The organism is Parasphingorhabdus pacifica, from assembly GCF_054779195.1.
The window spans coordinates 232,616-259,217 of sequence record NZ_BAAGYS010000004.1 but is presented as its reverse complement, the minus strand read 5'-3'; the positions used below and the strand labels follow the sequence as shown (position 1 = coordinate 259,217).

Here is a 26,602-nt window from a genome sequence, read left to right as displayed (position 1 = left end):
GCTACGGGGGGAGCGTGCTCAGCCGAATCAGGCGTCGCAGGGGTGGCCGGTACCGCGTTTGCACGAGATTCACCGCCGTGCCGGCCGGTTGGAACCGGCACGGCGATGCCGGACTCACCCCATGGCGGCGGCCTGGCGTGCCAGCGCCTCGACCTGGCCCCATTGGCCGGCGGCGAGCAAGCTGGAAGGCGCGAGCCAGGATCCACCGACGCATCCCACGTTGGGGAGGGCGAGGTAGCGCGGTGCGGATTCCGGGGTGATTCCGCCCGTCGGGCAGAAGCGCAGGTTGGGTAGCGGTCCGGCGATCGACTTGAGGTATGGGATACCACCGCTGGGTTCGGCCGGGAAGAACTTCATTCCGGTCGCGCCGCGCTCGGCCAACCGCATCGCCTCGGAAACCGTGCTCGCTCCGGCCAGGTACGGCAGGCCCGAGTCGTCCAACTCGTCGAGCAGGCGATCGGTGTATCCGGGGGTCACCAAGTAGCGGGCACCCGCATCGGCGGCCTTGCCCGCTTGGCCCGGTTCGGTGATGGTGCCTGCGCCGACGACGATGTCGGGGGCCTCCGCCGCGAGTCGTTCGATCGCGGGAAGAGCGGCGGGAGTGCGAAGGGTGACCTCGATGGTGCGGATGCCGCCGCGCAGTAGGGCTTCGGCCAGCGGGACGGCGTGGGCGGCATCATCGAGTGCGACGACGGGAACGACCGGGCTGATGTCCAGCACCTCGGCTGCTGTCTTCATCGAAACTCCTATCGGCGCCGGTCCCGGACTACGGTGGAGCAGCGGGACCGGGCGCGGCTGTCGCCGAGTGGTCGGCGAGTCGTGGTGGGTCCGGCCGGTGCGAGCTCGGGTCTGCCGATGAGGCGAGTATTGCCCACTCCATGGGGAGTTGCGGGTGTGCTCGTCGTCGGCCGCGCTCGAACCGGATCTGGACGTCCGGGGCGGTTCAGGTCAGTGCTGCGGCTGACCGGATGTCACGCGGGTCTGCTCCGTTGGTGGGGTGAATACCGTCGCGCCCTGATCCGCGCGGCCCACTGCCTGGCGGAACGGTGCGAACAGTTCACGTCCGGTGCCGAACTGCGTGCTCGGGGCGCCGGGTGCGGGCCGACGGGTATGCAATTCGGAGTCCGGCACGAGCACCTCGAGGGTTCCGTTGTCCGCGTCCAGCCGGACCATGTCGCCGTCGTGCAGCTTCGCCAGTGGGCCACCCGCGCTGGCCTCCGGGGTGAGCTGAATCGCCGCCGGAATCTTGCCGGACGCGCCGGACATCCGGCCGTCGGTGACGAGCGCGACCTGGTGACCGCGATCCATCAGCACCCCCAGCGCCGGGGTGAGCCCGTGGAGTTCGGGCATGCCGTTGGCCTGCGGGCCCTGGTTGCGGAGCACCACGACGGCGTCCTGATCGAGCTCGCCGGCTTTGAACGCGGCGTTGAATGCCTGCTGGTCATCGAAGATCCGGGCGGGCGCGTTGACCACGCGGTGTTCGGATTTGACCGCGGACACCTTGATCACCGAACGGCCCAGGTTGCCGTCGAGCACGCGCAGGCCACCGTCGGGGGCGAACGGGTCGTCGAAGTCGCGCAGCACGTCCCGGTCGAGGCTGCTGCTCGGCCCGTCCCGCCACACCAGCTGTCCGTCCTCGAGGAACGGTTGCTTGCGGTAGTGCTCCAGGCCGTCGCCGGCGACGGTGCGGACGTCGGGATGCAGCATCCCGGCGTCGAGCAGCTGGCTGACGAGGGTCTGCACGCCGCCCGCAGCGGCGAAGTGGTTGATGTCGGCCGACCCGTTCGGGTAGACGCGGGACAGCGACGGAACGACCGCGGAGAGCTCGGCGAAATCCTCCCAGGTCAGTTCGATGCCCGCGGCCGCGGCGATTGCGACCAAGTGCAGCGTGTGGTTGGTCGAGCCGCCGGTGGAAAGCAGCGCGACCACGCCGTTGACGATCGCGCGCTCGTCGATGATCTCGCCGATGGGCGTGTAGTCGTCACCACGACTGATCTGGACGATCCGCCGGGATGCCTCCGCGGTGAGCGCTTCGCGCAGCGGCGTGCCCGGGCTGACGAAACTGGAACCCGGCAGTTGCAGGCCCATGACTTCCACGACGAGCTGGTTCGAGTTGGCCGTTCCGTAGAACGTGCAGGTTCCGGGGGAGTGGTAGGAGGCGGACTCGGCCTCCAACAGGTCTTCCCTGGTGGCCTTGCCTTCGGCGAACAGCTGGCGAATGCGGCTCTTCTCGCTGTTCGGCAGGCCGGACGGCATCGGTCCTGCGGGAACGAGCATGCTCGGCAGGTGGCCGAAGGTGAGGCTGCCGATGAGCAGCCCGGGCACGATCTTGTCGCAGATCCCGAGCAGCAGCGAGCCGTCGAACATGTCGTGCGAGAGCGCAACCCCGGTGGCCATCGCGATGACCTCCCGGGAGAACAGCGACAGTTCCATGCCGGTTCGTCCCTGCGTGATGCCATCGCACATGGCGGGGACACCGCCCGCGAACTGGGCGACCCCGCCCGACTCCCGCACGGCGTCCTTGAGCGCTGCGGGGTAGTCGACGTACGGCTGATGGGCCGAAAGCATGTCGTTGTAGGCCGACACGATAGCGATTCCGGGTTTGGTCTCTCCACGGATCGCCAACCGGTCGTCGCCGCCGCAGGCGGCGAATCCGTGCGCCAGGTTGCTGCAGGGCATACCGGCTCGCACGGGGCCTTCGGACGCTGCGGCGCGGACGCGGTCGAGATACGCGTTTCGTGCTGCTTCGCTGCGTGCCTTGATCCGGTCGGTTACCTGCTGAACGGCAGGATGAACGGACGCGTTCGACGCCATTGGCCGCCTCCCTGGTGTAGCTGGTGATGCGGGCGACGACGTTGGCGCCTCGAGTCGTGACAGTCGACACAGTAACTCGTATGTCCGGATTTCCAAAACGATCAAGTTGCCTCGATGTAAAACGCCGTACATCCGACAGGCGGGGAACCGGTGTCGTCGTCGCGCTCGGCGGTTCGACCTGACCTGCGCTTTCGCCGGGAAGATCGTAGAAGTCGCCGGACGAATCCGTCCTGCTTCGGACACTGCCGGGACGGATGCGCGATCATGAGGCGAGGAGACCTCTGAACCGGTGCTTGGTGAAGGGTGCGCGGATGCGGAAGCGGATGCGGTTGTTGGCCGCGGTGCTGTCGGTGGGTGCCGCGCTGTCGGCGTGTGGTGGTCAAGGGGCCCCGGGTGTCTCGGCTCCGCCTCCGTTGCAGGCTCCGGTCGACGAGGCGCCGGGTGCGGCGGTTCCGCCGCCTCCCGAGCCGATCGAGCTGGGATCGTCCCCGACCATCGAGGAGATCAAGCAGCGCGGCAAGCTGATCGTCGGAGTGCGTTCGGATGAGCCCTTGTTCGTGGAGCGGACCGGGGCTGGTTCCTATGGCGGGTTCGACGTCGAGATCGCACGCATGATCGCCGAGGGGATGGGTGTGGACCCGGAGACCGGGATCTCGTACCGGCGCCTGCCCGCGTCCCTGGTGCTCGAGGCCATGTCCGGAGGCAACGTCGATGTGCAGCTGGGTGGTTTCGATCCGGCCGCCCCCGGGGTGGAGGCGGTCGGGCCGTACGCGGTGACCGGTCCACCGGGTACGGAGCAGGAGCACTTCATCGGCATGCGGCCGGGTGATGAGGTGATGCGCGACGAGGTGCGCCGCATCCTCGACGAGGCCGTCGCCGACGGCAGTTGGCAGCGGGCCTACGACGCGACGCTCGGCGAGGCCGGAGTGCAGGCCCGTCCGCTCCCGGGCTGATCGGCCCCAATCGCGGGCCTTCCCGAGGAGGAGAGCCGGACCCGCCGACGCCGAACAGCCCGACTGGCACCGCCCACGGTCATCGCAGGCCGTCCAGGCTGCTCGGAACCGGTCGCCCTGCCAGGTCGACGATCCGGTGACGTGCCACGTCGTCTCCGGATCTCACGTCGAAGCCGACCGACCGAAAACTGCCCCCGACGACGGATGTCGCCGGGGACAGCGGGACGTCACAGCGGCAGTGCGCCCGGTCGGCGAGCAGCCTACTCGTCGAGGGCCGCGGTGACCGGCTTGTCGACGTTCGCGGCGGTCCGCTTGTTCTTGGGCGTGCGCGCACTGCGCTTGCTGAGGTAGTGGGCGAACCACGTCAGCAACAAGCACAGCGAGATGTACATCGCCGCCACGACCATGCTGACCGGGATGATCGGTCGGTCCAGGGTCGGCAGACCACCGAGGTAGCGGGCGTAGTACAGCAGCTCCTGGTAGGTGATCAGGAAACCGAGTGCGGTGTCCTTGAGCAGCACCACCAGCTGGCTGACGATCGCGGGCAGCATGGCGCGCAGCGCCTGGGGCAGCACCACGCTGGTCATGGCCTGGTTCTTGCGGAGTCCGATGGCGTAGGCAGCTTCGGTCTGGCCGCGCGGCAACGAGGCGATGCCTGCCCGGAAGACCTCGGCGAGGACCGAACCGTTGTACAGCATCAGGCCGAGCACGACCGACCAGAACTGGCCGACGTCGAACCCGATGGAGGGCGCCGCATAATAGAGGAAGAAGATCAGGATGACCAGTGGCAACGCGCGGAAGAGCTCCACGACGGCGCCGGCTGGCACGCGTATCCAAGCGCGGTCGGAGACCCGGCCGAGGGCGAAGAGCGCACCGAACACCAGCGACAGCACAGCACCGGTGGCGAACGCGCTCAGCGTCTTCCACAGCGCGTCGAGCAGGCTCAGCTGGATCTGCTCGTAGAGCAGCCAGTCCCACTTGCTCGCGTCGAACTGGCCGGTGAGGTAGAAGCGATAGAGCACGTAGCCGATCGCCGCCAGCACCAGAACGAGGCTGACCAGGCTGACCACGCGGTTGCGCGCGCGGGCGCGCGGCCCCGGGGTGTCGAACAGGACGTTGCTCATCGCGTCACGCTCCACCGCTTCTCGAAAGCCCGCTGGACGAGCGTCAACGGGATGACCAGGATCAGGAATCCGACTGCGATCCAGACGAAGGCGTCGAGCGCTGGTTCCCCGACCTCGTTGAAGTACGGGATGACCGATCCGATCTCACTCACGCTGAAGCCCGCGGCGACGGTGGTGTTCTTGAGTAGTGCGATCAGTACGCTCACCAGGGGCGGAACGGTCGCGCGGAAGGCTTGGGGGAGGATCACCGAACCCAGCGACTGGCGGAAACCGAGTCCGATCGCGCGCGCGGCCTCCGCCTGCCCCACCGGGATGGTGTTGATTCCCGCTCGCACTACCTCGCAGACGAACGCCGAGGTGTACACCGTCAGCGCCACCACCGCGGCGGTGAAGAACGGGAACTCCATCAGTTCGAGTTGCGGGTAGGCGAAAACGAAGAAGAAGAAGACCAGCGTCAGCGGCGTGTTGCGCAGCAGAGTCACATAGCCGGTGCCCAGGGCCCGCAGAGCGGGGACCGGGCTCACGCGGAAGGTGGCGAGGATCGTTCCCAACACCAGCGAACCCGCTGCCGAGAGCAGGAAAAGCTGGATGGTGTGCACGAATCCGTTGAGAAATACATCCCAGTAGTCCAGCAGGATGTCGAACAAGGATTTGCCTCCGTCGACGACCGCGTGCCCGGGCGAGGACATCGCCCGGGCACGCGGAGACGATCAGTACCGGTTGACGGGCGGAGCTTCGGCGTCGCTGCCGGACTTGCCCAGCGTCGCGTCGTAGATGCGCTTCCACTCGCCACTGTCGGCGGCCTGCTCCAGGATGTCGTTGACCTTGTCGCGCAGCGCGGCGTCGTCCTTCGCCATGCCCACGCCGTAGGGCTCATCGGAGAAGGTCTTGCCGACGACACGGAGCTTTTCGGAGTCCTCGGCGGCATAGCCCTTCAGGATGGCGTCGTCGGTGGTGACGGCGTCGACCTGACCGTCGAGCAGTTGCTGCACGCACTCGGAGTAGCGCTGGAACTCGACGATGTTCTCCGGCTCGGTCAGCTGCTTCTCCCGGACCTGCTGGATCGGTGTCGAACCGGTCGCCGAGCAGACCTTCTTGCCCTTGAGCGTCTCCGGTCCGGTGATCTCGCCCTCGTCCGCGCGTACGAGGAGGTCCTGACCGGCCATGTAGTAAGGCCCGGCGAAGCCCACCTGCTGCTTGCGCTTGTCGTTGATCGTGTAGGTGCCGACGTAGTAGTCGACCTCGCCGTTGGCGATGGCCTGCTCCCGCGCGGTGCTCGGGATCGGCCGGTACTCGATCTTGGTCTTGGGGTCGAAACCGAGCTTCGCGGTCACCATGCGGGCGATCTCCACGTCGAAGCCCGAGTACTCGTTGGTCACGGGATCCCGATAACCGAGCTGCGGCTGGTCCTCCTTGACCCCGACGATGACCTTGTCCCGCTGCTTCATCCGATCGAAGGTCGGCGAACCTTCGACCGCTACGTCACTCGCGACCGTGTAGTCGAGTTCGGGTCCGTCCTGGTTCGGGCTGCCTTCGCGGCCGCAACCCGCCAGGGCGAGGCTGCCGACCAGGAGCCCTGCTGCCAGCGTGCGTAGCTTCATGATCTCTCCATACCTTCCGTGAATTCCCGGCTGCCTCGCCCCATTGCGCGTCAGTGGGTCAGGATCTTGCCGAGGAAGTCCTTCGCCCGATCCGTTTCGGGTTCGCTGAAGAACTTCGTCGGTGAGGTGTCCTCGGCGACTTCGCCGTCGGCCATGAACAGCACGCGGTGCGCGGCGCGGCGGGCGAACCCCATCTCGTGGGTGACGACGACCATCGTCATGCCCTCGGACGCGAGGCCGGTCATGACGTCGAGGACCTCGTTGACCATCTCGGGGTCGAGCGCGGAGGTCGGCTCGTCGAAGAGCATCACCTTCGGCCGCATCGCGAGCGCACGGGCGATCGCTGCCCGCTGCTGCTGGCCACCGGAGAGCTGGGCGGGATACTTGTCCGCCTGGTCGGCGATACCGACGCGTTCCAGGAGACTGGTCGCCTCTTCTCTCGCGGTCGCCTTGTCGAGCTTGCGAACCTTGATCGGCCCGAGCGTGACGTTGTCCAGGATGCTCTTGTGCGCGAACAGGTTGAACTGCTGGAAGACCATTCCGACGTCGGCCCGAAGCTCGGCCAGCCCGCGTCCCTCGACCGGCAGCGGAACGCCATCGATCTCGACACTGCCGGAATCGACGGGTTCGAGTCGGTTGATGGCCCTGCACAGCGTCGACTTGCCCGACCCGGACGGGCCCAGCACCACGACGACCTGACCGCGAGGAACCTCGACATCGATGTTCTTCAGGACGTGCAGCGAGCCGAAGTGTTTGTCGACCGCTGACATCCGGATCATCGGTGCGGGCGGGTCCGTTTCCTCTGCGGTCATGCACTCTCCTGATCGATACAACTCGAAAGCGATGGCGCAAAACCTAGAGCCCGTGACTGGAAAGGTCCAGTGGAAACTGCTGCTCCTGAGGTTGCAAATCAATTACGTATGACCTTTGTGTCCGATTTGGCACTCGGCGTGTCTGCTGGTGACGATGCCGATTCGGGAGCGGTATGCGCTCGAACTACCCTGGGGCTTCGTGAGGTGGCCGTTCGCGAAGTGGCCGGGCGACGCCGAACGGTCCTGGTCGTCAGGGCGATGTGCCCTGGCGTGCGCGCGCCGGAGCCGATGGCTCCCCGCCGCGCCCGGTAGTCGATGATCTCGAGACGTCGGCTCGACCCTGCCGGGTGGGTGCTGCCGGGTGGGTGCTGCAACAGGGCCTCTGATCAGGGGATACGGTGGGAACGTGAGCGCGATGACGGGCGAGAAGACTTACCAGATCCGTACGTACGGCTGCCAGATGAACGTGCATGATTCCGAGCGTCTGTCCGGGATGCTGGAAGACGCCGGATATGTGCGCGCACCCGGTGATGTCGACGCGCCGGACGTGGTCGTGTTCAACACCTGCGCGGTGCGGGAGAACGCCGACAACCGGCTCTACGGCAACCTCGGCCACCTGCGACCGGCCAAGCAGAAGAACCCCGGCATGCAGATCGCCGTCGGCGGCTGCCTGGCGCAGAAGGACCGCGGTGAGATCGTCCGGCGCGCGCCGTGGGTCGACGTCGTCTTTGGCACCCACAACCTCGGGTCGCTACCCACCCTGCTCGAACGCGCCCGGCACAACGAAGAGGCCGAGGTCGAGATCCTCGAATCGCTCGACGTCTTCCCGTCGACCCTGCCCGCGCGGCGCGAATCCGCCTATTCCGGCTGGGTGTCGGTGTCGGTCGGCTGCAACAACACCTGCACCTTCTGCATCGTGCCCGCCCTGCGTGGCAAGGAGAAGGACCGCAGACCGGGTGAGGTGCTCTCCGAGGTGGAGGCGCTGGTGTCCGAAGGCGTGCTCGAGGTGACGCTCCTCGGACAGAACGTGAACGCCTACGGTGTCGAGTTCGGGGACCGATTCGCCTTCGGCAAGCTGTTGCGGTCGTGCGGGGACGTCGAAGGGCTGGAACGGGTGCGGTTCACCTCGCCGCACCCCAGGGACTTCACCGACGACGTGATCGCCGCGATGGCCGAGACGCCCAATGTCTGCCACCAGCTGCACATGCCGCTGCAGGCCGGCTCGGACCGCGTCCTCAAGGCGATGCGTCGCTCCTACCGCTCGGAACGCTTCCTCGACATCCTGCGGAAGGTACGGGAAGCGATGCCGGATGCCGCGATCACCACCGACATCATCGTGGGGTTCCCGGGCGAAACCGAAGAGGACTTCGAAGCGACTCTGGAAGTCGTCCGCCAGGCCCGGTTCGCCAGTGCATTCACCTTCCAGTACTCGAAACGCCCCGGTACCCCGGCCGCCGACATGGACGGGCAGCTCCCGAAGGAAGTGGTGCAGGAGCGCTACGAGCGCCTTGTCGCGCTGCAGAACGAGATCTCCTGGGAACTCAACAAGGAGCTCGTGGGGCGACAGGTGGAACTGCTGGTCGCCGAGGGCGAGGGGCGCAAGGACAGCGAGACCCGCAGGCTTTCCGGGCGCGCCAGGGACGGGCGGCTCGTGCACTTCGCTCCCGACGGCGTCGATGGGGAGATCCGGCCGGGCGACGTCGTGCACACCACGATCACTCGTGCCGCGCCGCACCACTTGGTCGCCGACGCCGAGATCCTCGCTCACCGGCGCACCCGCGCCGGTGACCATTGGGAGGAGGGACGGCGTCCCAAGACCTCCGGAGTGACCCTGGGTCTGCCTTCCTTTGGCGCGCCAGCCGACGAGCCGAAGACCGATCAGGGATGTGCCTGTTGAGTGAGCGAGACCCGAACCAGCCGGAACATCCGGCGGATCAACCGCGCATTTCGCAGGCCGGCCGGGAACACCGGCAACAGCTCCCGAAGGCCGAGCGAGAACTGCTACGCAGGATCGATCCGGGCAAGCGGGCCTTGGTCATCGCCGCGGTCATGCTGGTACTGGTGAGCTCGTCGCTCATGCCCTGGATCGCGGCGGCGCCCGGTTGGCAGGTGCTTTCGGGACAGGCGGATCCCGCCCTCGACGTCGGGCTGCTGCCCCGACTGTTCGCGATCAACTCGGGTATCGCAGGAGTGGGCATCGGTGCGGTCGCGCTTGTGACCCGGCGGTGGGCTTTGGCCTTCCTCGCCGCCTTCACGTCGGGGATCGTGTCGTTCGAAGGTCTGATCGCGATCTGGTCCCGCCAGACCACACCGCACGCCGGCCCGTCCTTCGGACTGGCCCTCGCGGTGCTCTGCATGCTGGTGCTCGCAATCCAGTGGCTGCGCATCGCGTGGTCCCGGAGCTGACCGGCTCGCGCGGCCGAACCGGGAGCGTCTGAACCGGCCGCGTTCGAACGCGGCTGTCCAGCCGCCAGCCGGGCTGCGGCCCCCGGACCGGAATACCTGCTCGGGGGCCCCGCCTCGTCTCCGTCAGCGGCTGGCCAACGCCTGTTCCGCGGCCGTGAGCCATTCTCGCCATTGCGCAGCCTGCTCCTCGGCCTTCTTGGCGCGCCGTTCGTCGCCCGCCGCGCGGGCCTTGTCCGCCTGCGACTGGAACTGCTCCACCCGCTCCCGGAACTGATCGACCCGGGCTTGCGCCTCCGGGTCGCTGCGGCGCCATTGCGCGTCCGAAGCATTGCGAACGCGGTCGGAGATCGTGCGCAGCCGGTTCTCGAGCTCGCGCATTCGCTCCCGGGGAACCTTGCCGATCTCGTCCCAGCGCTGCTGGATCCGGTGCAAGTGGTTCTGGGCCGCCTTCAGACCCGTGGAGGGGTCGATCTGCTCGGCTTCCGCCAGCAGTTCCTCCTTGAGCTTGGCGTTCTCGGCGAACTCCGCATCGCGCTCGGAGAAGGCCTCCGAGCGCCTGGCGAAGAACGTGTCCTGGGCCGCCCGGAAGCGCTGCCACAGTGCCTCGTCGCTGTCCTTCGGCGCGCGTCCGGCAGCCTTCCAATCCGCCATGAGCTGCTTGTACCGGTTGGCGGTCGGTCCCCAGTCGGTGGAATCGGTCAGTGATTCGGCGATGTCGACGAGTTCCTGCTTGTGGGCCTTCGCGGCGGCGCGCTGGCGGTCCAGATCGGCGAAGTGAGAGCCGCGCCTCCGGTTGAAGGTCTCCCGCGCCTTGGAGAAGCGGCGCCACAGCTGCTCGTCGGTCTTGCGGTCGACCCCTCGGATCGACTTCCACTCCTCGAAGATCTTCCGCAACCGATCCCCGGCGTTCTTCCAGTGAGTCGCCTCGGACCCGATCTGCTCGGCTTCGGCGACGAGCGCTTCCTTCCGCGCGATCGCGTCCGCCCGGGCCTGATCCTTCTGGGTCTTCGCGTCTTCGACCGCCCTCGTGGCGTGCTCGATGAGGTGGTCGATTCGCGCTCCCAGCGACTCCAGGTCGCCGATCACGGCCGCATCGGCCAGCCCGTCGCGCAGGTGCTTGGCTGTGGCCAGAGCCTGCTTGGGGTCACCTGCGTGCGCGTTGAGCCTGGTCTCCAGGAGCTCCACCTCGGTGAGCATGTCGTCGAACTTCCGAGCGAACAGGCTCAGTCCTTCGGCGGTGTCACCGGCTTGCCAGGAACCAACCGCGCGGTCGCCCTCGGTGGTGTGCACGTACACCGTGCCGTCGGAATCGACCCGACCCCACTTGGAAGGGTTGTTGGAGGCGGCTCGAACCGCGGGCGGAGCCGTGGTCGACCCGGTATCGCCTGTGGTCGAATCCGTGGTCGTCGCGTTGGCAACGGCCTCCGGGGTCGTGTCCTCGTGCTTCATGGCCGGCTTCCTCCTCGCATGCGGCGCATCGATGCCCGTGCAGTGCACGGACGCCCCGCGTGGCGGGGCCCAGCAAGCGTCGGCCCGAACCCTGTGGACGGTCCGGCCTTCGCTGGCGCATTCAAACAGGTCACGGCTCGCACCGGTACTCCGAGGCGCCCGCGTGGGTTCCGGTGGTGTCCGAACTTCCCTGATACCACGTCCCGGGGGTCTCCGGTGCGCGTCGTGGCCGGCACTGCTCCCATTCTGATCGGTTGCCTGATAGCACGCAGGCAGCGCCGCGCACGGGCGGACAGGTTGCGAGAAGCACGCGGTTCACGCGCTTATCCGCTCCCTGTTCCACCAAGTGCTGCTCGGGGCCTCTACCGTGCATGGGTGTGATCAACCGTATCGCTGTGGTGCCGTATCCACCGCTGCTGGTCCCCGAGCTGACCGTGCGGGCCGGCGCGGAGGTCGAGCAGCTGCGGAGCGCCTGCTTGCGCGCTGCGTCCAGTGTGACTGAAGTCGCTCCGGAATGGGTGGCCCTCGGTGCAGAACCATCCGGTTCACGGGTTTGCGGGCCGGAAACCGCGGGCACATTCGCGGGCTACGGGGTGGACGTGCCGGTCACGCTGGGCGGACGCGGCGGACTCCCACCGGATCCACAGCTGCCGCTGCCCGCCCTGATGGCAGGGTGGTTGCGAGGGCGGAGCGGGGCCGATCGGGTAACCACCCACCTGCTGCCCGAAACCGCGGGCCCGGAGGAGTGCCGTGCCCGCGGAGCGCGAATCGAAGCTGCCGCGAGACCGAACCCGACGGGTCTGCTGGTGCTCTGCGACGGCACCGACCGGAGTGACGAGCGCTCTCCCGTTCCACCCGACGAGCGCGCGGCCGGTTTCGACGCACGGATGCGTGATGCGCTGGCAGGCGCGGACCCGCAGGGCTTGACCGATCTGGACGCCGGGCTCGCGGGGGAATTGGGCGTGCGTGGACGCGCCGCGCTGCACGCGATGGTCGGTGTCGTCAGCTCTGCGGCTGGAGAGTGGCGAAGTGACTTGTTGTACTCCGCCACTCCGCTCGGTGTGACCTACCACGTGGCGGTCTGGTCCCGCGGGAACGGTTAGGCTCGGTCCTCGTGTCCACTGTGTCCCTGTCCCGGCTGGTCGCCGTCGTCGGTCCCACCGCGACGGGCAAGTCCGAACTCGGTGTCGAACTCGCCACGAGATTCGACGGCGAAGTGATCAACGCCGATGCGATGCAGCTCTACCAGGGGATGGACATAGGCACCGCGAAGCTCGCCCCGATCGAGCGGAGGGGAATCCCCCACCACCTCCTCGACGTACTCGACGTCACCGAGACCGCTTCGGTCGCTGCTTATCAGCGGCAGGCGCGAGCCGTAGTCGAAGACGTCCTGGCCAGGTCGAAGACACCGGTGCTCGTCGGCGGATCGGGACTCTACGTGCAGGCTGTCGTGGATGACCTGCGATTTCCGGGAACGGACCCCACCGTGCGCGCGAGGTGGGAAGAGGAGCTGCACCGGAGCGGCGCCGCCGAGCTGCACCGCCGCCTCGCGATGCTCGATCCGACGGCGGCCGAATCGATCCTGCCCAGCAACGGGCGGCGACTGGTGCGGGCCCTCGAAGTCATCGAGATCACCGGCAGGCCGTTCTCGGCGAATCTGCCGAAGTCGGGGTCGCCCCGGTACGACGCCGTGCTCCTGGGGTTGGACCGCCCCGTGGCGGATCTCGACGATCGGGTGGATCTGCGCGTGACCCGCATGTTCGACGCTGGCCTGGTCGAGGAGGTGCGTGCGCTCGATCAGCGGGGACTGCGACGTGGTCGGACCGCTTCTCGCGCCCTCGGTTACCAGCAGGTGCTCGCCGAACTCGACGGTGGCGGGGACATGGCCGCGGCCTCGGCCGAGACCGCGAAGCTGACCAGGCGGTTCGTCCGCAGGCAGCGGTCGTGGTTCCGGCGGGACCAGCGGATCCACTGGTTGGATGCGGCGGATCCGAACCTGGTGGCCGCGGCCGGTTCCCGGTTCGAAACGTAGGATGACCGGCGTGCGTTTCTCCGACGGGCCCGAATTCGCGAAGGGCCACGGCACCCAGAACGACTTCGTCGTGCTGCCCGATCCGGACGGCCGGCTGAAGCTCACGGAGGCCCACGTGCGCGCGCTGTGCGACCGGCGTGCGGGAGTCGGTGGTGACGGGGTCCTGCGGGTCGTTCGCGCCGGGGAGCTACCGGATGCTCCCGCCGAGGTGCCGCCCGAGGTCTGGTTCATGGACTACCGCAACGCCGACGGGTCCATCGCCGAGATGTGCGGCAACGGGGTTCGCGTGTTCGCGAAGTACCTCGTCGAGACAGGCTTGGCGGGTGTCGGCGAGGTGTTGGTGGGCACGCGCGCCGGTGTTCGTCCGGTAGTCGTTCACCCGGATGGACGGGTGACGGTGGACATGGGGCGCGCCACGGTCTTCGCCGAGTCGAGCGCGGTGATCGACGGTGCGGAGTTCGCCGGTGTCGCCGTGGACCTCGGAAATCCGCACCTGGCCTGCGTGACCGACGCGGACCTCGACGTGCTCGACCTTGCGGACGCCCCGAGCTTCGATACGGGCGTGTTCCCGAACGGGGTGAACGTGGAGTTCGTGCGTCGTACCCGGCAGGACGAGGTGCGCATGCGCGTGCACGAGCGGGGTGTAGGCGAGACGAAGTCCTGCGGAACCGGAACCGTGGCTGCGGCGGTCGCGGCCCTGCGCGCCGATGGACTCGCCGAGGGCAGTCGCATCGTGGAGGTTCTCGGCGGTGCGGTCGAGGTCGAGATCGGTGAATCCACGAGCTACCTCACCGGGCCCGCCGTGCTGGTCGGGGAAGGTCGGCTCGACGCTCGCTGGTGGCGCGCGATCGAATTCGGCTGAACCCAGGGGTTCGGCCCGCGCGGAGGGTGAAAACCGGTCGCGTGCCGTGGGACAATGATGGCGATATGAGAAAATCTGCCCGAACTGCGGACTTCGACCCTGTTGAAACCGACGGAGTTGAAGCCGACGGATACGAACCGGTCCTCGGAGACGAACCGTCCACGGGGGAAATGGATCGCGCCGACCGCGTTTCCCTGCGTCGAGTCGTCGGACTGTCCACCGAACTCGAGGACGTCACCGAAGTCGAGGTCCGACGCCTTCGGCTCGAACGCGTTGTCCTAGTCGGCGTCTGGACCGAAGGCGATGCGGCCCACGCGGACGCTTCGCTCAGTGAACTGGGGCTGCTCGCCGAGACGGCGGGCTCCCAAGTGCTCGAAGGTCTCATCCAGCGCCGTCCTCGCCCGGACCCGGCGACCTACGTCGGCTCCGGCAAGGTGCGAGAGCTGCGCGATGTGGTCGCCTCCACCGGAGCGGACTCCGTCATCTGCGACGGCGAACTCTCGCCGGGCCAGTTGCGCCAGCTCGAGGACAAACTGAAGGTCAAGGTCATCGACCGCACGGCGCTGATCCTGGACATCTTCGCTCAGCACGCCAGCTCCAAGGAGGGCAAGGCGCAGGTCGAGCTCGCCCAACTCCAGTACATGCTGCCGCGCCTGCGCGGTTGGGGCGACAAGATGTCCCGGCAGGCCGGTGGCCGTGCCGGTGGTGCCAATGGTGGCGTCGGTACTCGTGGTCCTGGTGAGACGAAGTTGGAGACCGACCGGAGGCGTATCCACAAGCGCATCAGCAAGTTGCGCAAGGAGATCGGCGCGATGCGCACGGTCCGCGACACCAAGCGCGGGCAGCGCTACGCCAACGAGGTCGCGGGCGTCGCGATCGCGGGGTACACCAACGCGGGCAAGTCGAGTCTGCTCAACGCCCTCACCAATGCGGGGGCGCTGGTCGAGGACTCGCTCTTCGCGACCCTCGACCCCACTACTCGACGCGCGGAAACCCCGGACGGCCGCGCTTACACGCTGACCGACACGGTCGGGTTCGTGCGGCATCTGCCTCACCAGCTCGTCGAGGCGTTCCGTTCGACGCTGGAAGAAGTGACCGGCGCGGACCTCCTGGTCCACGTCGTCGACGGTGCGGAGGCCGTACCGTACGAGCAGGTGGTCGCGGTCCGGCAGGTCCTCAACGAGATTGCCGAGGAGAACGGGGAAGCCGTCCCACCGGAGCTCCTCGTCGTGAACAAGACCGATGCCATCGGTGCCACCCGGGTCGCCGAGCTGCGCAGGTTGTTGCCCGGGGCGGTGTTCGTATCCGCCCACACGGGGACCGGCGTGGATTCGCTACGCGAGATCATCGCCGACCGGTTGCCGCGCCCGGAGATCTTCGTGGATGCGCTGGTGCCGTTCACGCGAGGTGAGCTGGTGGCTCGAGTGCACTCGGAAGGCGAGATCGTCGACGAGGAACACACCGCCGAGGGCACCCACGTCCGGGCGAAGGTGAAGTCGGACCTGGCGGGGGTGCTCGAACCGTTCGCCGCCAGTGCATGAGGCGTCGGCTGCTCGGCGGCTTCGCTGTCGCGGTGTTGCTGCCTGTTTCCTCAGGTGCGGCGGCGGCCGCACCTCGTGCGGGCGATGGGGTCTCTGCCCCGTCCGAGCGTTGCACGGTCGATGACCCGCGGCTGAACGAACTCTCCGGGCTCGCTTCGAACGGCACGTCCTGGTTCGCGACCAACGACGGCGGTACTTCGCTGCGGGTATTCGTACTGGATCCGGCGAACTGCGCGGTGCGTGAAGTACGTACCGCCGAGCAGGATCCGTACGACGTCGAGGACCTGGCACTGGCGCCCGGGGGTGACGTGTGGCTCGCGGACATCGGCGACAACCGTGGCCGACGGGAAACGGTCGCGATGCACGTGCTCGCACCGGGAGGAGAATCGGAACTGTTCCGCATGGCCTACCCGGATGGATCACACGATGCGGAGGCGTTGCTGCTCGACCGTGCGGGTGTGCCGCACATCGTCACCAAGGAGCCGTTCGGTGAGGCCGGGGTATACCGGCCGACGGAGGCCCTGACCGCGGACGCCGCGGTTCCGCTGCAGCGAGTGGGTTCACTGGCGTTGAGCAGTACGGACTCGCCGGGTGGTCCGGTAGCCAGCAACATCGGATCACGAATGGTGACCGGGGCGTCGGTGAGCCGGGACGGCACGCTCGTGGCCGTCCGGACCTACACCGAGGCGTACATCTTTCACGCTCCGGACGGTGATGTGGTCGCGGCCCTCCAACGGGAGCCACTTCGAGTTCCCCTGCCGAACGAGCCGCAGGGCGAGGCGATCGCCTGGGAACCGGACGGCACGCTGCTTTCGGCCTCGGAAGGGCAGTACCCGGTACGGGCCGTTTCGGGAGCATCCGAGGTCGCACGTGAGATGCCGATGGCCACGGAAAGTCCGGACACACGATCGGGCCGGCCGGAGGCGCAATCGGGCCGACCGGACAGCGCCGCGTCGCAGGAGGAGCCGCGGCAGTCGTCCGAGTCGATGCCGACCGGCAGAGCGCTGATCCTCGCGGGGTGTCTCGCTGTTGTGATCATGTTCGTGGGTAGCCGGCTCCGTCGGCGCTGAGCACGTCCGCCCAAGGGCGTCGACGCTGAGCACGTCGGTGGAGGGGCGGCGTAAGACCCGCGGGAGCGGCGTTGGGGCGGTGTCAGGCGTTGGGCGACAGGCGTTGGGCGAACTCGTGTCCGAAACGACTTGAGACGGTTCAGAGCCTACGCAGGACCGCGACCACCTTGCCGAGAACCGTAGCGTCGTCGCCGAGGATGGCTTCGTACGCTTCGTTGTGCGGAACGAGCCAGACGTGGTCGTCGGTGCGCTTGAAGGTCTTGACCGTCGCCTCGCCGTCGATCATCGCTGCCACGACGTCGCCGTTATCGGCATCCGGTTGCTGGCGCACCGCAACCCAGTCGCCGTCCGTGATCGCGAGGTCGACCATGGAATCTCCGACCACCTGGAGCAGGAACAGCGCACCTTCGCCGACGATCTCCTTGGGCAGTGGAAAGACGTCTTCGATCGCTTCCTCGGCGAGAATGGGGCCACCCGCCGCGATGCGACCGACCACCGGAACGTAGGCGGGTTTGGTCTGCGTCTCGAGATCGGCGTTCGCCTGTTCGGAATCGGTGACCAACACGCCGACCGTTCGAGGCCGATGCGGATCCCGCCGCAGGTAGCCCTTCTTCTCGAGCACGCGCAGCTGATACGCCACCGACGAGGTCGAGGTCAGTCCGACCGCGTCGCCGATCTCCCGGACGCTCGGCGGGTAGCCATGGTCACGCATCCATTCGCGGATCGCTTCGAGGACCTTGAGCTGGCGTTGGCTCAGCTCTTCTTCGGCGGGGCCGGGCTGCTGGGGGAGGGCATGAACTTCGGTAGGCGGGTCCTCGACCTCGGTCGCCCGGTCCGCGGTCACCCCGTTCCCGGTCACCCCGTCCCCGGTCGCGCCCTCCGCAGTAGGGCCGTCCTCGGTGGGACCGTCCTCGGTCGGGCTGATCGCATTCCTCGTCAACATTGCCTCCTGACCACGTGACCGAAGTCGCTTACGACTCGAAGCCCCTTGCCGACTCGACCCCGTGTCGAGAGCTGCTCCCAGCCGTGAGCTGCCCTACCGCGTCGCTCCTGGCCGGCGTTACGCCTGGCTGGAGTTGCCCCTGGCCGGAGTTACCCCGGGTCGACGCTACGCCTGGCCGGAGTTACGCCTAGCCAGCGTTACCCCTGGCTGAGCAGCTCTGAGACTCCTGATTTCCACAGTAGACCGGACAGAGACGGAGATCAAACACCTGTTCGAGCTAATTTCGAATCGATTGGACGACAAGGGTCGATTTCCCCGCCCGGATTGGTACACAATCGCACACAGATTCGATCGAACATTCTTTCGACCCAATGAGTGGCTGCCGGGACGAGCGAGTGGCTGCCGGGACGAGTGAGTGGCTGCCGGGACGAGTGAGTGGCTGCCGGGATGGCGGATAGTGCGGGAGGCGTGATGGCGGTCCACGGGGAGGCGAAAGCTCCGGTGCCGAAGCGGACGGCGGTGGCGCGAGGTCGGAGTGTCGCTCCGGATGGCTCGCAGCGTTCGTCGACGGTGGGGCGTGGAAGGGGGCCGGGGTGTCCTCCGGTGCGTGCCCGGAGTGCGGGGCCGCGGCGTTCGAACGCCGAGAGCGCGCACAGTTCGGCACGAGCGCGCTTGCCGGTCGGATGCGTGGCCGAACGCGACCGACGTGATCAATGCGAGTGGGTCTGGTTGGGCGCTGTGGCCGTCTTCACCGTCCTTCTGGGGGTGTTGCTGGGCCTGTTCGGTAACGGCGGTGATGTACCGCTCGAACGAGTGGGAGCGATGCCGGTTTCGGCGGAGCCGAGTGGGAGCCTGTGGGATGCCGCGATCCTGGGTCGGTCTGGGGCCGAAGGGGCGGTCCGGCCGGACTGGGGGAGTGCCGCCGGCGTCTGGTGAGTGCTCTTCCGGGGCGGTTTCAGGAGTGTCCGGGTTTGTTCGGGCCTTCAGGTGTGTCTGCCTGCGTGTCTTCGCCGGTCGTTGCCGCATCGCCGTGTCGGTTTGGCTTACGGGTGCGGGGCGGATTAAGCTGGACCACAACATCTAGTAGTTTCGTCGGTGTAGTTACTCCACAAGTTGCGACTGCGGTGTCCTCGCGATTACGGCACGTGCAAGCTGATCGCTCGGTGGTAATTCGTTCGGGTCGGACGATCATGGGAAGGGGGTGAGTGTTGGTGCGGTGTCCGTTCTGTCGTGGGGACGACTCCCGTGTGATCGACTCGCGTGAAGTCGAGGAAGGTCAGGCCATTCGGCGCAGGCGCTCGTGTTCGAAGTGCGGCAGCAGGTTCACGACGATCGAGGAGATCGTGCTTTCCGTGGTCAAACGTTCCGGCGTGACCGAACCCTTCAGCCGCGAGAAGGTCGTGCGCGGCGTGCGCCGGGCGTGCCAGGGGAGGCCGGTCGAAGAGGACGCGTTGCAGCAGCTCGCCCATCGGGTCGAGGAAGCCGTGCGTTCGTTGGGGGTATCGGAGCTGCCCAGCCACGAGGTGGGTCTCGCGATCCTCGGGCCGCTCCGCGAGCTGGACGAGGTCGCGTACCTCCGCTTCGCGAGTGTGTACCGGGCGTTCTCCTCAGTCGAGGACTTCGAGCGGGAGATCGTGGAGCTCCGGGTCGCCGATGAGCGGAAGTCCGAGGCTGCCGAGGGCGATGGCGCTGAGGAGAAGGCGGGAAGCAATGGGTAAGTCGCGGCGACGGTCGGGCCGTGGTGGTACGGCCAATGCGCGGCGTTCGGCGGTCCAGGGTGGGCCGTCACTGCAAGACGAAATGCGACCGAACCGGACGGGGAGCCCGGACGGGGGCAAGGCACGACCAGTGAGCGATGAGGAAGAGGGTCAGGTCATGACAGAGACCGTCGACAGCCCGGCCGGTGTTGCGGGGGAGCCGGACACAGGTGCCCGGGGCGAGGGCATCCGGGTGGATCGGGTCTACACGACGGAGGGGGTGCATCCCTACGACGAGGTGACCTGGGAACACCGAGACGTGGTGATGACGAACTGGCGTGACGGTTCGGTCAATTTCGAGCAGCGGGGTGTCGAGTTCCCCGAATTCTGGTCGTTGAACGCGGTCAACATCGTGACCAGCAAGTACTTCCGGGGAGCGGCCGGTAGCGAACAGCGCGAGAGCAGCCTGCGCCAGCTCATCGACCGCGTCGTGCACACCTACGTGCGCAACGGTGTCGAGCACGGCTACTTCGCCACCGACAAGGACGCGGAGATCTTCGAGCACGAGCTGACCTGGATGCTGCTGCACCAGGTGTTCAGCTTCAACTCGCCCGTGTGGTTCAACGTCGGCACCAGTTCGAAGCAGCAGGTCTCGGCGTGCTTCATCCTCTCGGTCGACGACACGATGGAGTCGATCCTCAACTGGTACAAGGAAGAGGGGCTGATCTTCAAGGGTGGTTCCGGCGCAGGCCTGAACCTTTCCCGGATCCGCTCTTCGCGGGAGCTGCTCTCCTCCGGCGGTACCGCCTCGGGGCCGGTGTCGTTCATGCGTGGCGCGGACGCCTCGGCAGGCACGATCAAATCCGGTGGCGCCACCCGGCGTGCGGCGAAGATGGTTGTCCTCGACGTCGACCACCCGGATGTCGAGGAGTTCATCGAGACCAAGGCCAAGGAGGAGCACAAGATTCGCGCGCTGCGCGATGCGGGCTTCGACATGGACCTGGGCGGCGCCGACAGCTCGTCGGTGCAGTACCAGAACGCGAACAACTCGATTCGTGTCTCCGACGAGTTCATGCGTGCGGTCGAGAGCGATGGGCGGTTCGGGCTGCGCTCGCGCACTGACGGCTCGAGCGTGGAGACCGTGCAATCCCGCGACTTGTTCCGCAAGATGGCCAAGGCGGCGTGGGAGTGCGCCGACCCGGGTATCCAGTACGACGACACGATCAACGACTGGCACACCGCTCCGGAAACCGGCCGGATCTCGGCGTCCAACCCGTGCTCGGAGTACATGCACCTGGACAATTCCAGCTGCAACCTGGCGTCGTTGAACCTGATGAAGTTCCTGCGCGACGACCTCACGTTCGATGCCGAGCTCTTCGAGAAGACCGTCGAGTTCGTCATCACGGCGATGGACATCTCGATCTGCTTCGCCGACTTCCCGACCGAGGCGATCGGTGACACCACGCGCAAGTTCCGGCAGCTCGGCATCGGCTACGCCAACCTGGGCGCGCTGTTGATGGCCACCGGTCACGCCTACGACTCCGACGGGGGGCGTGCGCTCGCCGCGGCGGTTACCTCGCTGATGACCGGTACCGCCTACAAGCGGTCGGCCGAGCTGGCCGGAGCCGTCGGTCCCTACGAGGGATACGCGCGCAACGAAGAGGCGCACCAGCGGGTGATGCGCAAGCACGCGGCTGCCAACGACCTGGTCCGCACTTACCACCGCAACGACGTCGCCGTACACCGTCGGGCGACGAGCGTGTGGCAGGACGGACTGGCCATCGGTGCGCGGAACGGCTGGCGCAACGCGCAGGCGTCGGTGCTGGCGCCCACCGGAACCATCGGCCTGATGATGGACTGCGACACGACCGGCATCGAGCCCGACCTGGCGCTGGTCAAGTTCAAGAAGCTCGTCGGCGGCGGTTCGATGCAGATCGTCAACCAGACGGTGCCCCGTGCGTTGAAGGCGCTCGGCTACCAGGATGAGCAGATCGAGGCGGTCGTCGAGTACATCGCCGAGCACGGCCACGTGATCGACGCGCCCAGCTTGCGGCCGGAGCACTACGAGGTCTTCGACTGCGCGATGGGACAGCGTTCCATCGCCCCGATGGGCCATGTCCGGATGATGGCGGCGGTCCAGCCGTTCCTCTCCGGGGCGATCTCCAAGACGGTCAACATGCCGGAAGAGGCTTCGGTCTCGGATGTGGAGGAGATCTACTTCGAGGGTTGGCGGCTCGGCCTGAAGGCGCTGGCGATCTACCGCGACAACTGCAAGGTCGGCCAGCCGCTTTCGGTGGGCAAGGGCGGTCGGAAGGAGAGCGACAAGGCCTCCGAGAAGCAGATCGAGTACCGCCCGGTTCGCAAGCGCCTCCCGAAGAAGCGTCCGAGCCAGACGGTGTCGTTCACCGTCGGTGGTGCCGAGGGCTACTTGCACGCGGGGTCGTACCCGGACGATGGGCTCGGCGAGATGTTCGTCAAGCTCGGCAAGCAGGGGTCCACGTTGGCCGGTGTGATGGACGCCTTCTCGATGTCCATCTCCGTCGGTCTGCAGTACGGCATTCCGCTGGAGTTCTACGTCGCGAAGTTCCAGAACCTTCGCTTCGAACCGGCGGGGATGACCGACGATCCCGATGTGCGGATGGCCAGCAGCGTGCTGGACTACCTGTTCCGCCGGTTGGCGCTCGACTACCTGCCCTACGAGAAGCGTGCCCAGTTGGGCGTGTTCACCGCGGACGAGCGAACCGCGCAGGCGGCCGGTTACGACACCACGCCGTCCGACGAGAACGGTGTCGACCTCGACACCATGCGGTCCACGGTGGACTACCCGGCGAACTCCACGAATTCGGCGAACGATTCGGCTCCGGCGTCCGAAGAGGTCGATTCGGACGGAAACCGGGTCGGTAGCTCGACGGAGCTGTTGGAGCTGCGGTTGGGCAAGGCCGCTGACGCGCCGCTGTGCATGACCTGCGGCACGAAGATGCGTCCCTCCGGGTCCTGCTACCTCTGCGAGGGCTGCGGGTCCACTTCCGGCTGCAGCTGACGTAGAGCGGCGACGGAGCCGCGATTGAGCGTGGGTTCGGGGAGCTGGTCTGTGGACCAGCTCCCCGAACCCACATCTGACCGGTCGAATCCGGGACTCCTTATCGAATGCCCCGCGGCACTCGTCGCGCACGTTCCTGCCGAACAGATTCCACCGTCCTGGAACGCACAGCGGAACTGGCCGCCCCCACCTTGTTCAGCGGCGGTATCTGGCACCTCGACTACTACCGGTTGCGATTCGGGGCGGTGGTGTCGAGCTCTGGCCGACGGGCTGTCGGGGAGTTATTTCGCGGTTCGGCGGCTGAGCAGTGCAGCAGCTCCCGCGGTGCCCGCGGTGACGGTGCAGACCGCGGGCCAGGCACCGATTTTCCGGGCGAGCGGGTGCGAGCCTGCGAGCGCGGACGCGTAGGTGACCGCCAGTACCGAGGCGCGCGCCATCCCGGTGCGACGGCGGCAGCTCTCCGCCGCACCGATGCCCGCGAGCGCGGCCACCGCACCACCCCAGTGCCGGTGCTTGGTGGCTTTGGAGACGGCGAATCCGCCGACCAGTCCGGCCGAGGTCAACAGGCCGGCGGGAATGCTGCGCATGTGGGCTCCTTCGGCTTGGAACTCTTGCGGTGCGGGTGAGGCGTGGTGGTCGGATCACCGCTGGTGGAGCACCACCGTGCGAGGCGATATATCGGGTGTGCGGTGGTCGACTGTACTGCAAGCGGACTTGAACCCGACCTGAGCAGCCAAGGGAAACATCGCGAGCAATTGTGATCGCGGCTGCTGGAGTCGGCTCGGTGGGCGGCTGGTCCATTCGCGTGTGGTTTGGCCGTTTGGCGTAAACCCGCCGTGCGTTGATGTTGACACGCGATCCCGAGGTGACAAGGGTTTCCGGTTGTCCGATTCGATCTGATCGTTGCACGGGGGCTCGCATGTGGCGTGTTCGAACGGTTCTGCTCGCGGTGGTGCTCGCGCTGCCGTTGTCCGGCGTGTCCGGGGTGGCGGCGGCCGATCCACCGCAGGAACCGGTCTTCGCCGACGGCGAGGCACAACCGGTTTACGATCCGACCGAGGTCGTTCGTGAGGACCTGTTCGTGACCGCGCCGGTGGACAGCGACCGCGATGGCCGGGACGACCGGGTCCACGTGCAAGTGGTCCGCCCGGACGACACCGAGCGCGGTTTGCGGGTGCCGGTCGTCTACCAGGCCAGTCCGTACTTCTCCGGCGGCAATGAGGTGACCAACCACAACGTGGACACCGAGCTGCACGTTCCTGGAAAACCGGGACGCGCTGCGGTCTCCGGTCTTGGGGCGGGAACCGGTCAGGAACGTGTCGCGGCCAGTGGTGCCGCCGAGATCAACTGGGCGTACGAGGAGTACCTCCTCGCCAGGGGTTACGCCGTCGTCTACGCGGAATCACTGGGCACGGGCGCTTCGACGGGTTGCCCGACCACAGGGGGCGAGAACGAGACCGTCGGTGCCAAATCCGTGGTGGACTGGCTGAATTCCCGCGCTGTGGCCCGGGATTCGGCGGGGTCGCAGGTCGAGGCGGACTGGTCGACGGGGCAGGTTGGCATGATGGGCGTGTCCTACAACGGCACGCTGCCCAACGCGGTCGCCAGCACTGGGGTGGAGGGGTTGGAAGCGATCGTGCCGGTCGCGGCGATCTCCAACTGGTACGACTACTACCGCTCCGATGGGGCGATCGTGGCTCCCGGTGGTTACCAGGGAGAGGACGCGGACGTGCTCGCCGAGTACGTGCACACCCGCGAGGACCGCGAACCCTGTCGCCCGGTCATCGAGGACATCGAAAAGCGGCAGGACCGGATAACCGGTGACTACAACGCGTTCTGGGACGAGCGGAACTACCTCGACGACGTGGACAACGTGCACGCTGCTGTCCTCGCGGTGCACGGCCTCAACGACCGGAACGTGAAGACGAGGCAGGCGGCTCAGTGGTACGACGCCCTGCGGGAGCACGGTGTCCCGCACAAGATCTGGTGGCACCAGCAGGATCACGTCGATCCGATCTCGGTGCGCAAGGAAGAGTGGCTGACCACGCTGAACCGGTGGTTCACCCGTTACCTCCACGACGTGGACAACGGTGTGGAGGGCGAGCCGAGGGCGACCATCCAGCGGGAGGACTCCAGCTGGATGGAGGAAAGCGAGTGGCCGTCACCGGACGCCAGTGAGGTCACGTTCCGCCCGACTCCGGGCGGCAACGTGAGCGGCGGTTTGATCACGCATCCGCGGGACCGCGGTCGGGTGGAGGAGCGGTTGCGGGACGATGCGGGTCGTCGAGCGGCGGATCTCGCGGCGGCTCCGAGCTCACCGCACCGGTTGGCCTACTTCACCGAACCGGTCGCCGGCCCGGTGCGCTTCAGCGGGACCGCGCGAGCCGACCTCGCATTGACCTTCGACCGTCCTGCGGCCAATGTGACGGCGCTGCTCGTGGACAGGGCACCTGACGGGCGGACCACTGTGGTCACTCGCGGGTGGCGGGATCCGCAGAACCGCCGTGGCATCGATCGGACGGTCCCGGTCAAGCCCGGGCACAGGTACAAGATCGACGTCGAGATGCAGCCGCACGATTACGTGGTGCCTGCCGGGCACCAGCTCGGGTTCGTGGTGCTCTCCAGCGACCACGACTTCACGCTGCGACCCGAGCCGGGGACCGGTTTGGCCCTGGACCTGGCACACACCGAGTTCCGCCTGCCCGTGGTGGGTGGAGGTGCCGCGCTGGGTCGCGGGTGAGGGCTCGGTTGCGTCGGAGGTTCGCCGGACGGGGAGCGGCAGTCGGATCGTTGCCGACTCTCCGTCCACCCGGTTTCCGGAGCAGCCCGCACGGTCTCCGGAGTTCCTGCGCTGTTGATGACGCGTTTCCGAGGGGTGGTACGCGGGGTTCCTTTGAACCCTCGGTTACGAATTGTGTTTCCCACTGTTTTGGGTAACTCCTCAGTGTGACCCCCGGGTGCATTCGACCCTTGGTTGTCCACAGCTCCTCGGGTTGTCCACAGATCATGGATTCGGTCTTCTGTGCAGGTCATGGCTGCTTGATGGTGGATGTATGACCACGTCAACGCAGAGCACCATCAAAATGAACAGTCCCCGCGACCTGGTTGCCGCGGTGCCGCATCTTCTCGGTTTCTGGCCGACCGACTCGCTGGTTCTCATCGGATTTCGCAACGAGGAGCGATCGATCCGCTTCGGCATGACGCTACGGTCGGATTTTCCGCGAACAGGGGATCACCGGGCGCTGGCCGACTACTTGATCAACGGGCCGTTGCGCAACCAGGAGGTCAACGCCGTGGTGCTGGTGTTGGTGGGTGGGAGCGACCACGGCGATGCGCACGCGCCCGCCCACTCCGAACCAGAAGCGGGTCCGCCTGCTCCTGATGCCGGACGTGGCGGCGACTCGGCGGACGATGCTGAGCCGGCGGACAGCGTCGACTCGGGAGAAGACGTCCCTTCAGTGGTCGCGAGCACGCTCCCGCATCGCGAACTCGTCGAAGACCTCACCGGTGCTTTCACGAGCGCGGGTATCGAAGTGCTCCACTCGGTGTGGACGCCGGAGGTCCGTGTTGGTGGGACATGGGCATGTTATGCGGAAGGCCGACTGCAGCGGCGACGTACCCGACCCGCAGGGTTCCGTGCTGGCCGCTGCGATGGCGGCTTCGGGAGCTGTCACCTTCGACAGTCGCAAGGATGTCGAGGCACTCGTAGCTCCCGAAGCCGACGATCTCGTCGCACGTCGCGCCGCCAAGCTGGACGGGCTGCAAGAAGATCGAGAATGGCAGCGGTCGGGTGCGGCGGCGGTTCAGGAGGACCTGCGGATGGTCTATGCCGGCGTTCAGCGCACCCATGACGGAATCGCCCTCACCGAGGACGACCACGCGCGAATACTGCTGGCGCTGTCCGATAGCCGGGTGCGGGACCTGGTGATGGGAACCGCGCTCGGTGACCTCGCGAGCGCGGCTGAACAACTCTGGTTGATCCTGGTGCGGAAGGCGCCCTCACCCGAGCTGGCCGATGTTGCGGCATTGCTCGCATTCTCCGCCTACCTCCGTGGTGAGGGCGCACTGGCCGGAGCCGCACTACAACGCATCGAGTCCACGCGCCCCGATCACCGGCTCGGGAATCTGCTGCGACAGGCGTTGGATGCCGGGCTACCGGCATCCGAACTCTCCGTTATCGCCCGCGATGCCGCCGACGATGCCCGGATGCTGATCGAGGAAGACAGCGAATGGTGAGCGGGATGCGTGAAGCCGAGCT

Annotated in this window: 20 protein-coding genes and 1 pseudogene; 12 read left to right on the top strand and 9 right to left on the bottom strand. The window is 67.2% G+C overall.

The features are described 5' to 3' along the window. Nucleotides 1-114 precede the first annotated feature (114 nt). On the bottom strand, nucleotides 115-738 hold the full coding sequence (gene eda, locus ACYVAN_RS05190; protein ID WP_460956189.1) for a bifunctional 4-hydroxy-2-oxoglutarate aldolase/2-dehydro-3-deoxy-phosphogluconate aldolase: 624 nt from the start codon (nucleotides 736-738) through the stop codon (nucleotides 115-117). 210 nt (nucleotides 739-948) lie between these two features. Next, nucleotides 949-2,814 carry a phosphogluconate dehydratase gene (gene edd / locus ACYVAN_RS05185; protein WP_460956187.1) on the bottom strand — a complete coding sequence of 622 codons (1,866 nt, stop codon included), beginning with the start codon at nucleotides 2,812-2,814 and terminating at the stop codon, nucleotides 949-951. A 311-nt stretch (nucleotides 2,815-3,125) separates the two neighbouring features. Between edd and ACYVAN_RS05180 the strand changes: the two genes are divergently transcribed. After that, on the top strand, nucleotides 3,126-3,767 hold the full coding sequence (locus ACYVAN_RS05180) for a transporter substrate-binding domain-containing protein (protein WP_460956185.1): 642 nt from the start codon (nucleotides 3,126-3,128) through the stop codon (nucleotides 3,765-3,767). 260 nt (nucleotides 3,768-4,027) lie between these two features. Here the strand turns inward: ACYVAN_RS05180 and ACYVAN_RS05175 are convergent, their stop codons facing one another. The 4 genes from ACYVAN_RS05175 to ACYVAN_RS05160 all read right to left on the bottom strand — a co-directional run bounded on the left by ACYVAN_RS05175 (nucleotide 4,028) and on the right by ACYVAN_RS05160 (nucleotide 7,271). Further along, the gene (locus ACYVAN_RS05175; protein ID WP_460956183.1) at nucleotides 4,028-4,891 is read right to left on the bottom strand and encodes an amino acid ABC transporter permease; all 864 of its coding nucleotides are present in this window, start codon (nucleotides 4,889-4,891) and stop codon (nucleotides 4,028-4,030) included. Next, on the bottom strand, nucleotides 4,888-5,538 hold the full coding sequence (locus ACYVAN_RS05170) for an amino acid ABC transporter permease (protein ID WP_460956181.1): 651 nt from the start codon (nucleotides 5,536-5,538) through the stop codon (nucleotides 4,888-4,890). Before ACYVAN_RS05170 ends, ACYVAN_RS05175 begins: the two co-directional genes overlap by 4 nt. A 63-nt stretch (nucleotides 5,539-5,601) precedes the next feature. Continuing rightward, nucleotides 5,602-6,492: a glutamate ABC transporter substrate-binding protein gene (locus ACYVAN_RS05165; protein ID WP_460956179.1), complete on the bottom strand. Its 891-nt coding sequence runs from the start codon at nucleotides 6,490-6,492 to the stop codon at nucleotides 5,602-5,604. Between the two features lie 50 nt (nucleotides 6,493-6,542). Further along, the gene (locus ACYVAN_RS05160; RefSeq protein WP_460956376.1) at nucleotides 6,543-7,271 is read right to left on the bottom strand and encodes an amino acid ABC transporter ATP-binding protein; all 729 of its coding nucleotides are present in this window, start codon (nucleotides 7,269-7,271) and stop codon (nucleotides 6,543-6,545) included. A gap of 448 nt (nucleotides 7,272-7,719) precedes the next feature. Between ACYVAN_RS05160 and miaB the strand changes: the two genes are divergently transcribed. Together miaB and ACYVAN_RS05150 are read left to right on the top strand one after the other, a co-directional pair. Continuing rightward, nucleotides 7,720-9,201, top strand: coding sequence for a tRNA (N6-isopentenyl adenosine(37)-C2)-methylthiotransferase MiaB (miaB, locus tag ACYVAN_RS05155; RefSeq protein WP_460956374.1), 1,482 nt, complete (start codon nucleotides 7,720-7,722; stop codon nucleotides 9,199-9,201). Continuing rightward, nucleotides 9,198-9,710 (top strand): Rv2732c family membrane protein, encoded by a 513-nt coding sequence (locus ACYVAN_RS05150; protein ID WP_460956177.1) that lies wholly within the window; start codon nucleotides 9,198-9,200, stop codon nucleotides 9,708-9,710. The genes miaB and ACYVAN_RS05150 overlap by 4 nt, the downstream gene beginning before the upstream one ends. A 123-nt stretch (nucleotides 9,711-9,833) precedes the next feature. Here the strand turns inward: ACYVAN_RS05150 and ACYVAN_RS05145 are convergent, their stop codons facing one another. Continuing rightward, complete coding sequence (locus ACYVAN_RS05145; RefSeq protein WP_460956175.1) at nucleotides 9,834-11,159, bottom strand: DUF349 domain-containing protein; 1,326 nt, start codon at nucleotides 11,157-11,159, stop codon at nucleotides 9,834-9,836. 377 nt (nucleotides 11,160-11,536) lie between these two features. Here ACYVAN_RS05145 and ACYVAN_RS05140 point away from each other — a divergent pair, with 377 nt between their 5' ends. From ACYVAN_RS05140 to ACYVAN_RS05120, 5 genes are all read left to right on the top strand, one after another. Beyond that, nucleotides 11,537-12,262 (top strand): class III extradiol ring-cleavage dioxygenase family protein, encoded by a 726-nt coding sequence (locus ACYVAN_RS05140; RefSeq protein WP_460956173.1) that lies wholly within the window; start codon nucleotides 11,537-11,539, stop codon nucleotides 12,260-12,262. An 11-nt stretch (nucleotides 12,263-12,273) separates the two neighbouring features. Then, nucleotides 12,274-13,191 (top strand): tRNA (adenosine(37)-N6)-dimethylallyltransferase MiaA, encoded by a 918-nt coding sequence (gene miaA, locus ACYVAN_RS05135; RefSeq protein WP_460956171.1) that lies wholly within the window; start codon nucleotides 12,274-12,276, stop codon nucleotides 13,189-13,191. Between the two features lie 10 nt (nucleotides 13,192-13,201). Next, entirely contained in the window at nucleotides 13,202-14,053 is an 852-nt protein-coding gene (gene dapF / locus ACYVAN_RS05130; protein WP_460956169.1) for a diaminopimelate epimerase, read from the top strand. Nucleotides 14,054-14,118: 65 nt separating this feature from the next. Further along, nucleotides 14,119-15,594, top strand: coding sequence for a GTPase HflX (gene hflX / locus ACYVAN_RS05125; RefSeq protein ID WP_460956167.1), 1,476 nt, complete (start codon nucleotides 14,119-14,121; stop codon nucleotides 15,592-15,594). Nucleotides 15,595-15,626: 32 nt separating this feature from the next. Further along, nucleotides 15,627-16,664 carry a hypothetical protein gene (locus ACYVAN_RS05120; protein WP_460956165.1) on the top strand — a complete coding sequence of 346 codons (1,038 nt, stop codon included), beginning with the start codon at nucleotides 15,627-15,629 and terminating at the stop codon, nucleotides 16,662-16,664. A gap of 139 nt (nucleotides 16,665-16,803) precedes the next feature. On the opposite strand, the gene lexA is transcribed toward ACYVAN_RS05120, so the two are convergent. Continuing rightward, a complete protein-coding gene (lexA, locus tag ACYVAN_RS05115) occupies nucleotides 16,804-17,607 on the bottom strand; it encodes a transcriptional repressor LexA (protein ID WP_460956163.1) in 804 nt (267 codons plus the stop codon). A gap of 1,205 nt (nucleotides 17,608-18,812) precedes the next feature. On the opposite strand from lexA, the gene nrdR reads away from it, so the two are divergent. Together nrdR and ACYVAN_RS05105 are read left to right on the top strand one after the other, a co-directional pair. Then, a complete protein-coding gene (gene nrdR / locus ACYVAN_RS05110) occupies nucleotides 18,813-19,325 on the top strand; it encodes a transcriptional regulator NrdR (protein ID WP_460956161.1) in 513 nt (170 codons plus the stop codon). Nucleotides 19,326-19,482: 157 nt separating this feature from the next. Further along, nucleotides 19,483-22,344: a vitamin B12-dependent ribonucleotide reductase gene (locus tag ACYVAN_RS05105; protein WP_460956159.1), complete on the top strand. Its 2,862-nt coding sequence runs from the start codon at nucleotides 19,483-19,485 to the stop codon at nucleotides 22,342-22,344. 281 nt (nucleotides 22,345-22,625) lie between these two features. On the opposite strand, the gene ACYVAN_RS05100 is transcribed toward ACYVAN_RS05105, so the two are convergent. Then, the gene (locus ACYVAN_RS05100) at nucleotides 22,626-22,931 is read right to left on the bottom strand and encodes a hypothetical protein (protein ID WP_460956157.1); all 306 of its coding nucleotides are present in this window, start codon (nucleotides 22,929-22,931) and stop codon (nucleotides 22,626-22,628) included. Nucleotides 22,932-23,263: 332 nt separating this feature from the next. On the opposite strand from ACYVAN_RS05100, the gene ACYVAN_RS05095 reads away from it, so the two are divergent. Both ACYVAN_RS05095 and ACYVAN_RS05090 read left to right on the top strand, forming a co-directional pair. Then, on the top strand, nucleotides 23,264-25,084 hold the full coding sequence (locus ACYVAN_RS05095) for a Xaa-Pro dipeptidyl-peptidase (protein ID WP_460956155.1): 1,821 nt from the start codon (nucleotides 23,264-23,266) through the stop codon (nucleotides 25,082-25,084). 313 nt (nucleotides 25,085-25,397) lie between these two features. After that, nucleotides 25,398-26,580: pseudogene (locus ACYVAN_RS05090) on the top strand (DUF4192 domain-containing protein). Nucleotides 26,581-26,602: the final 22 nt, after the last annotated feature.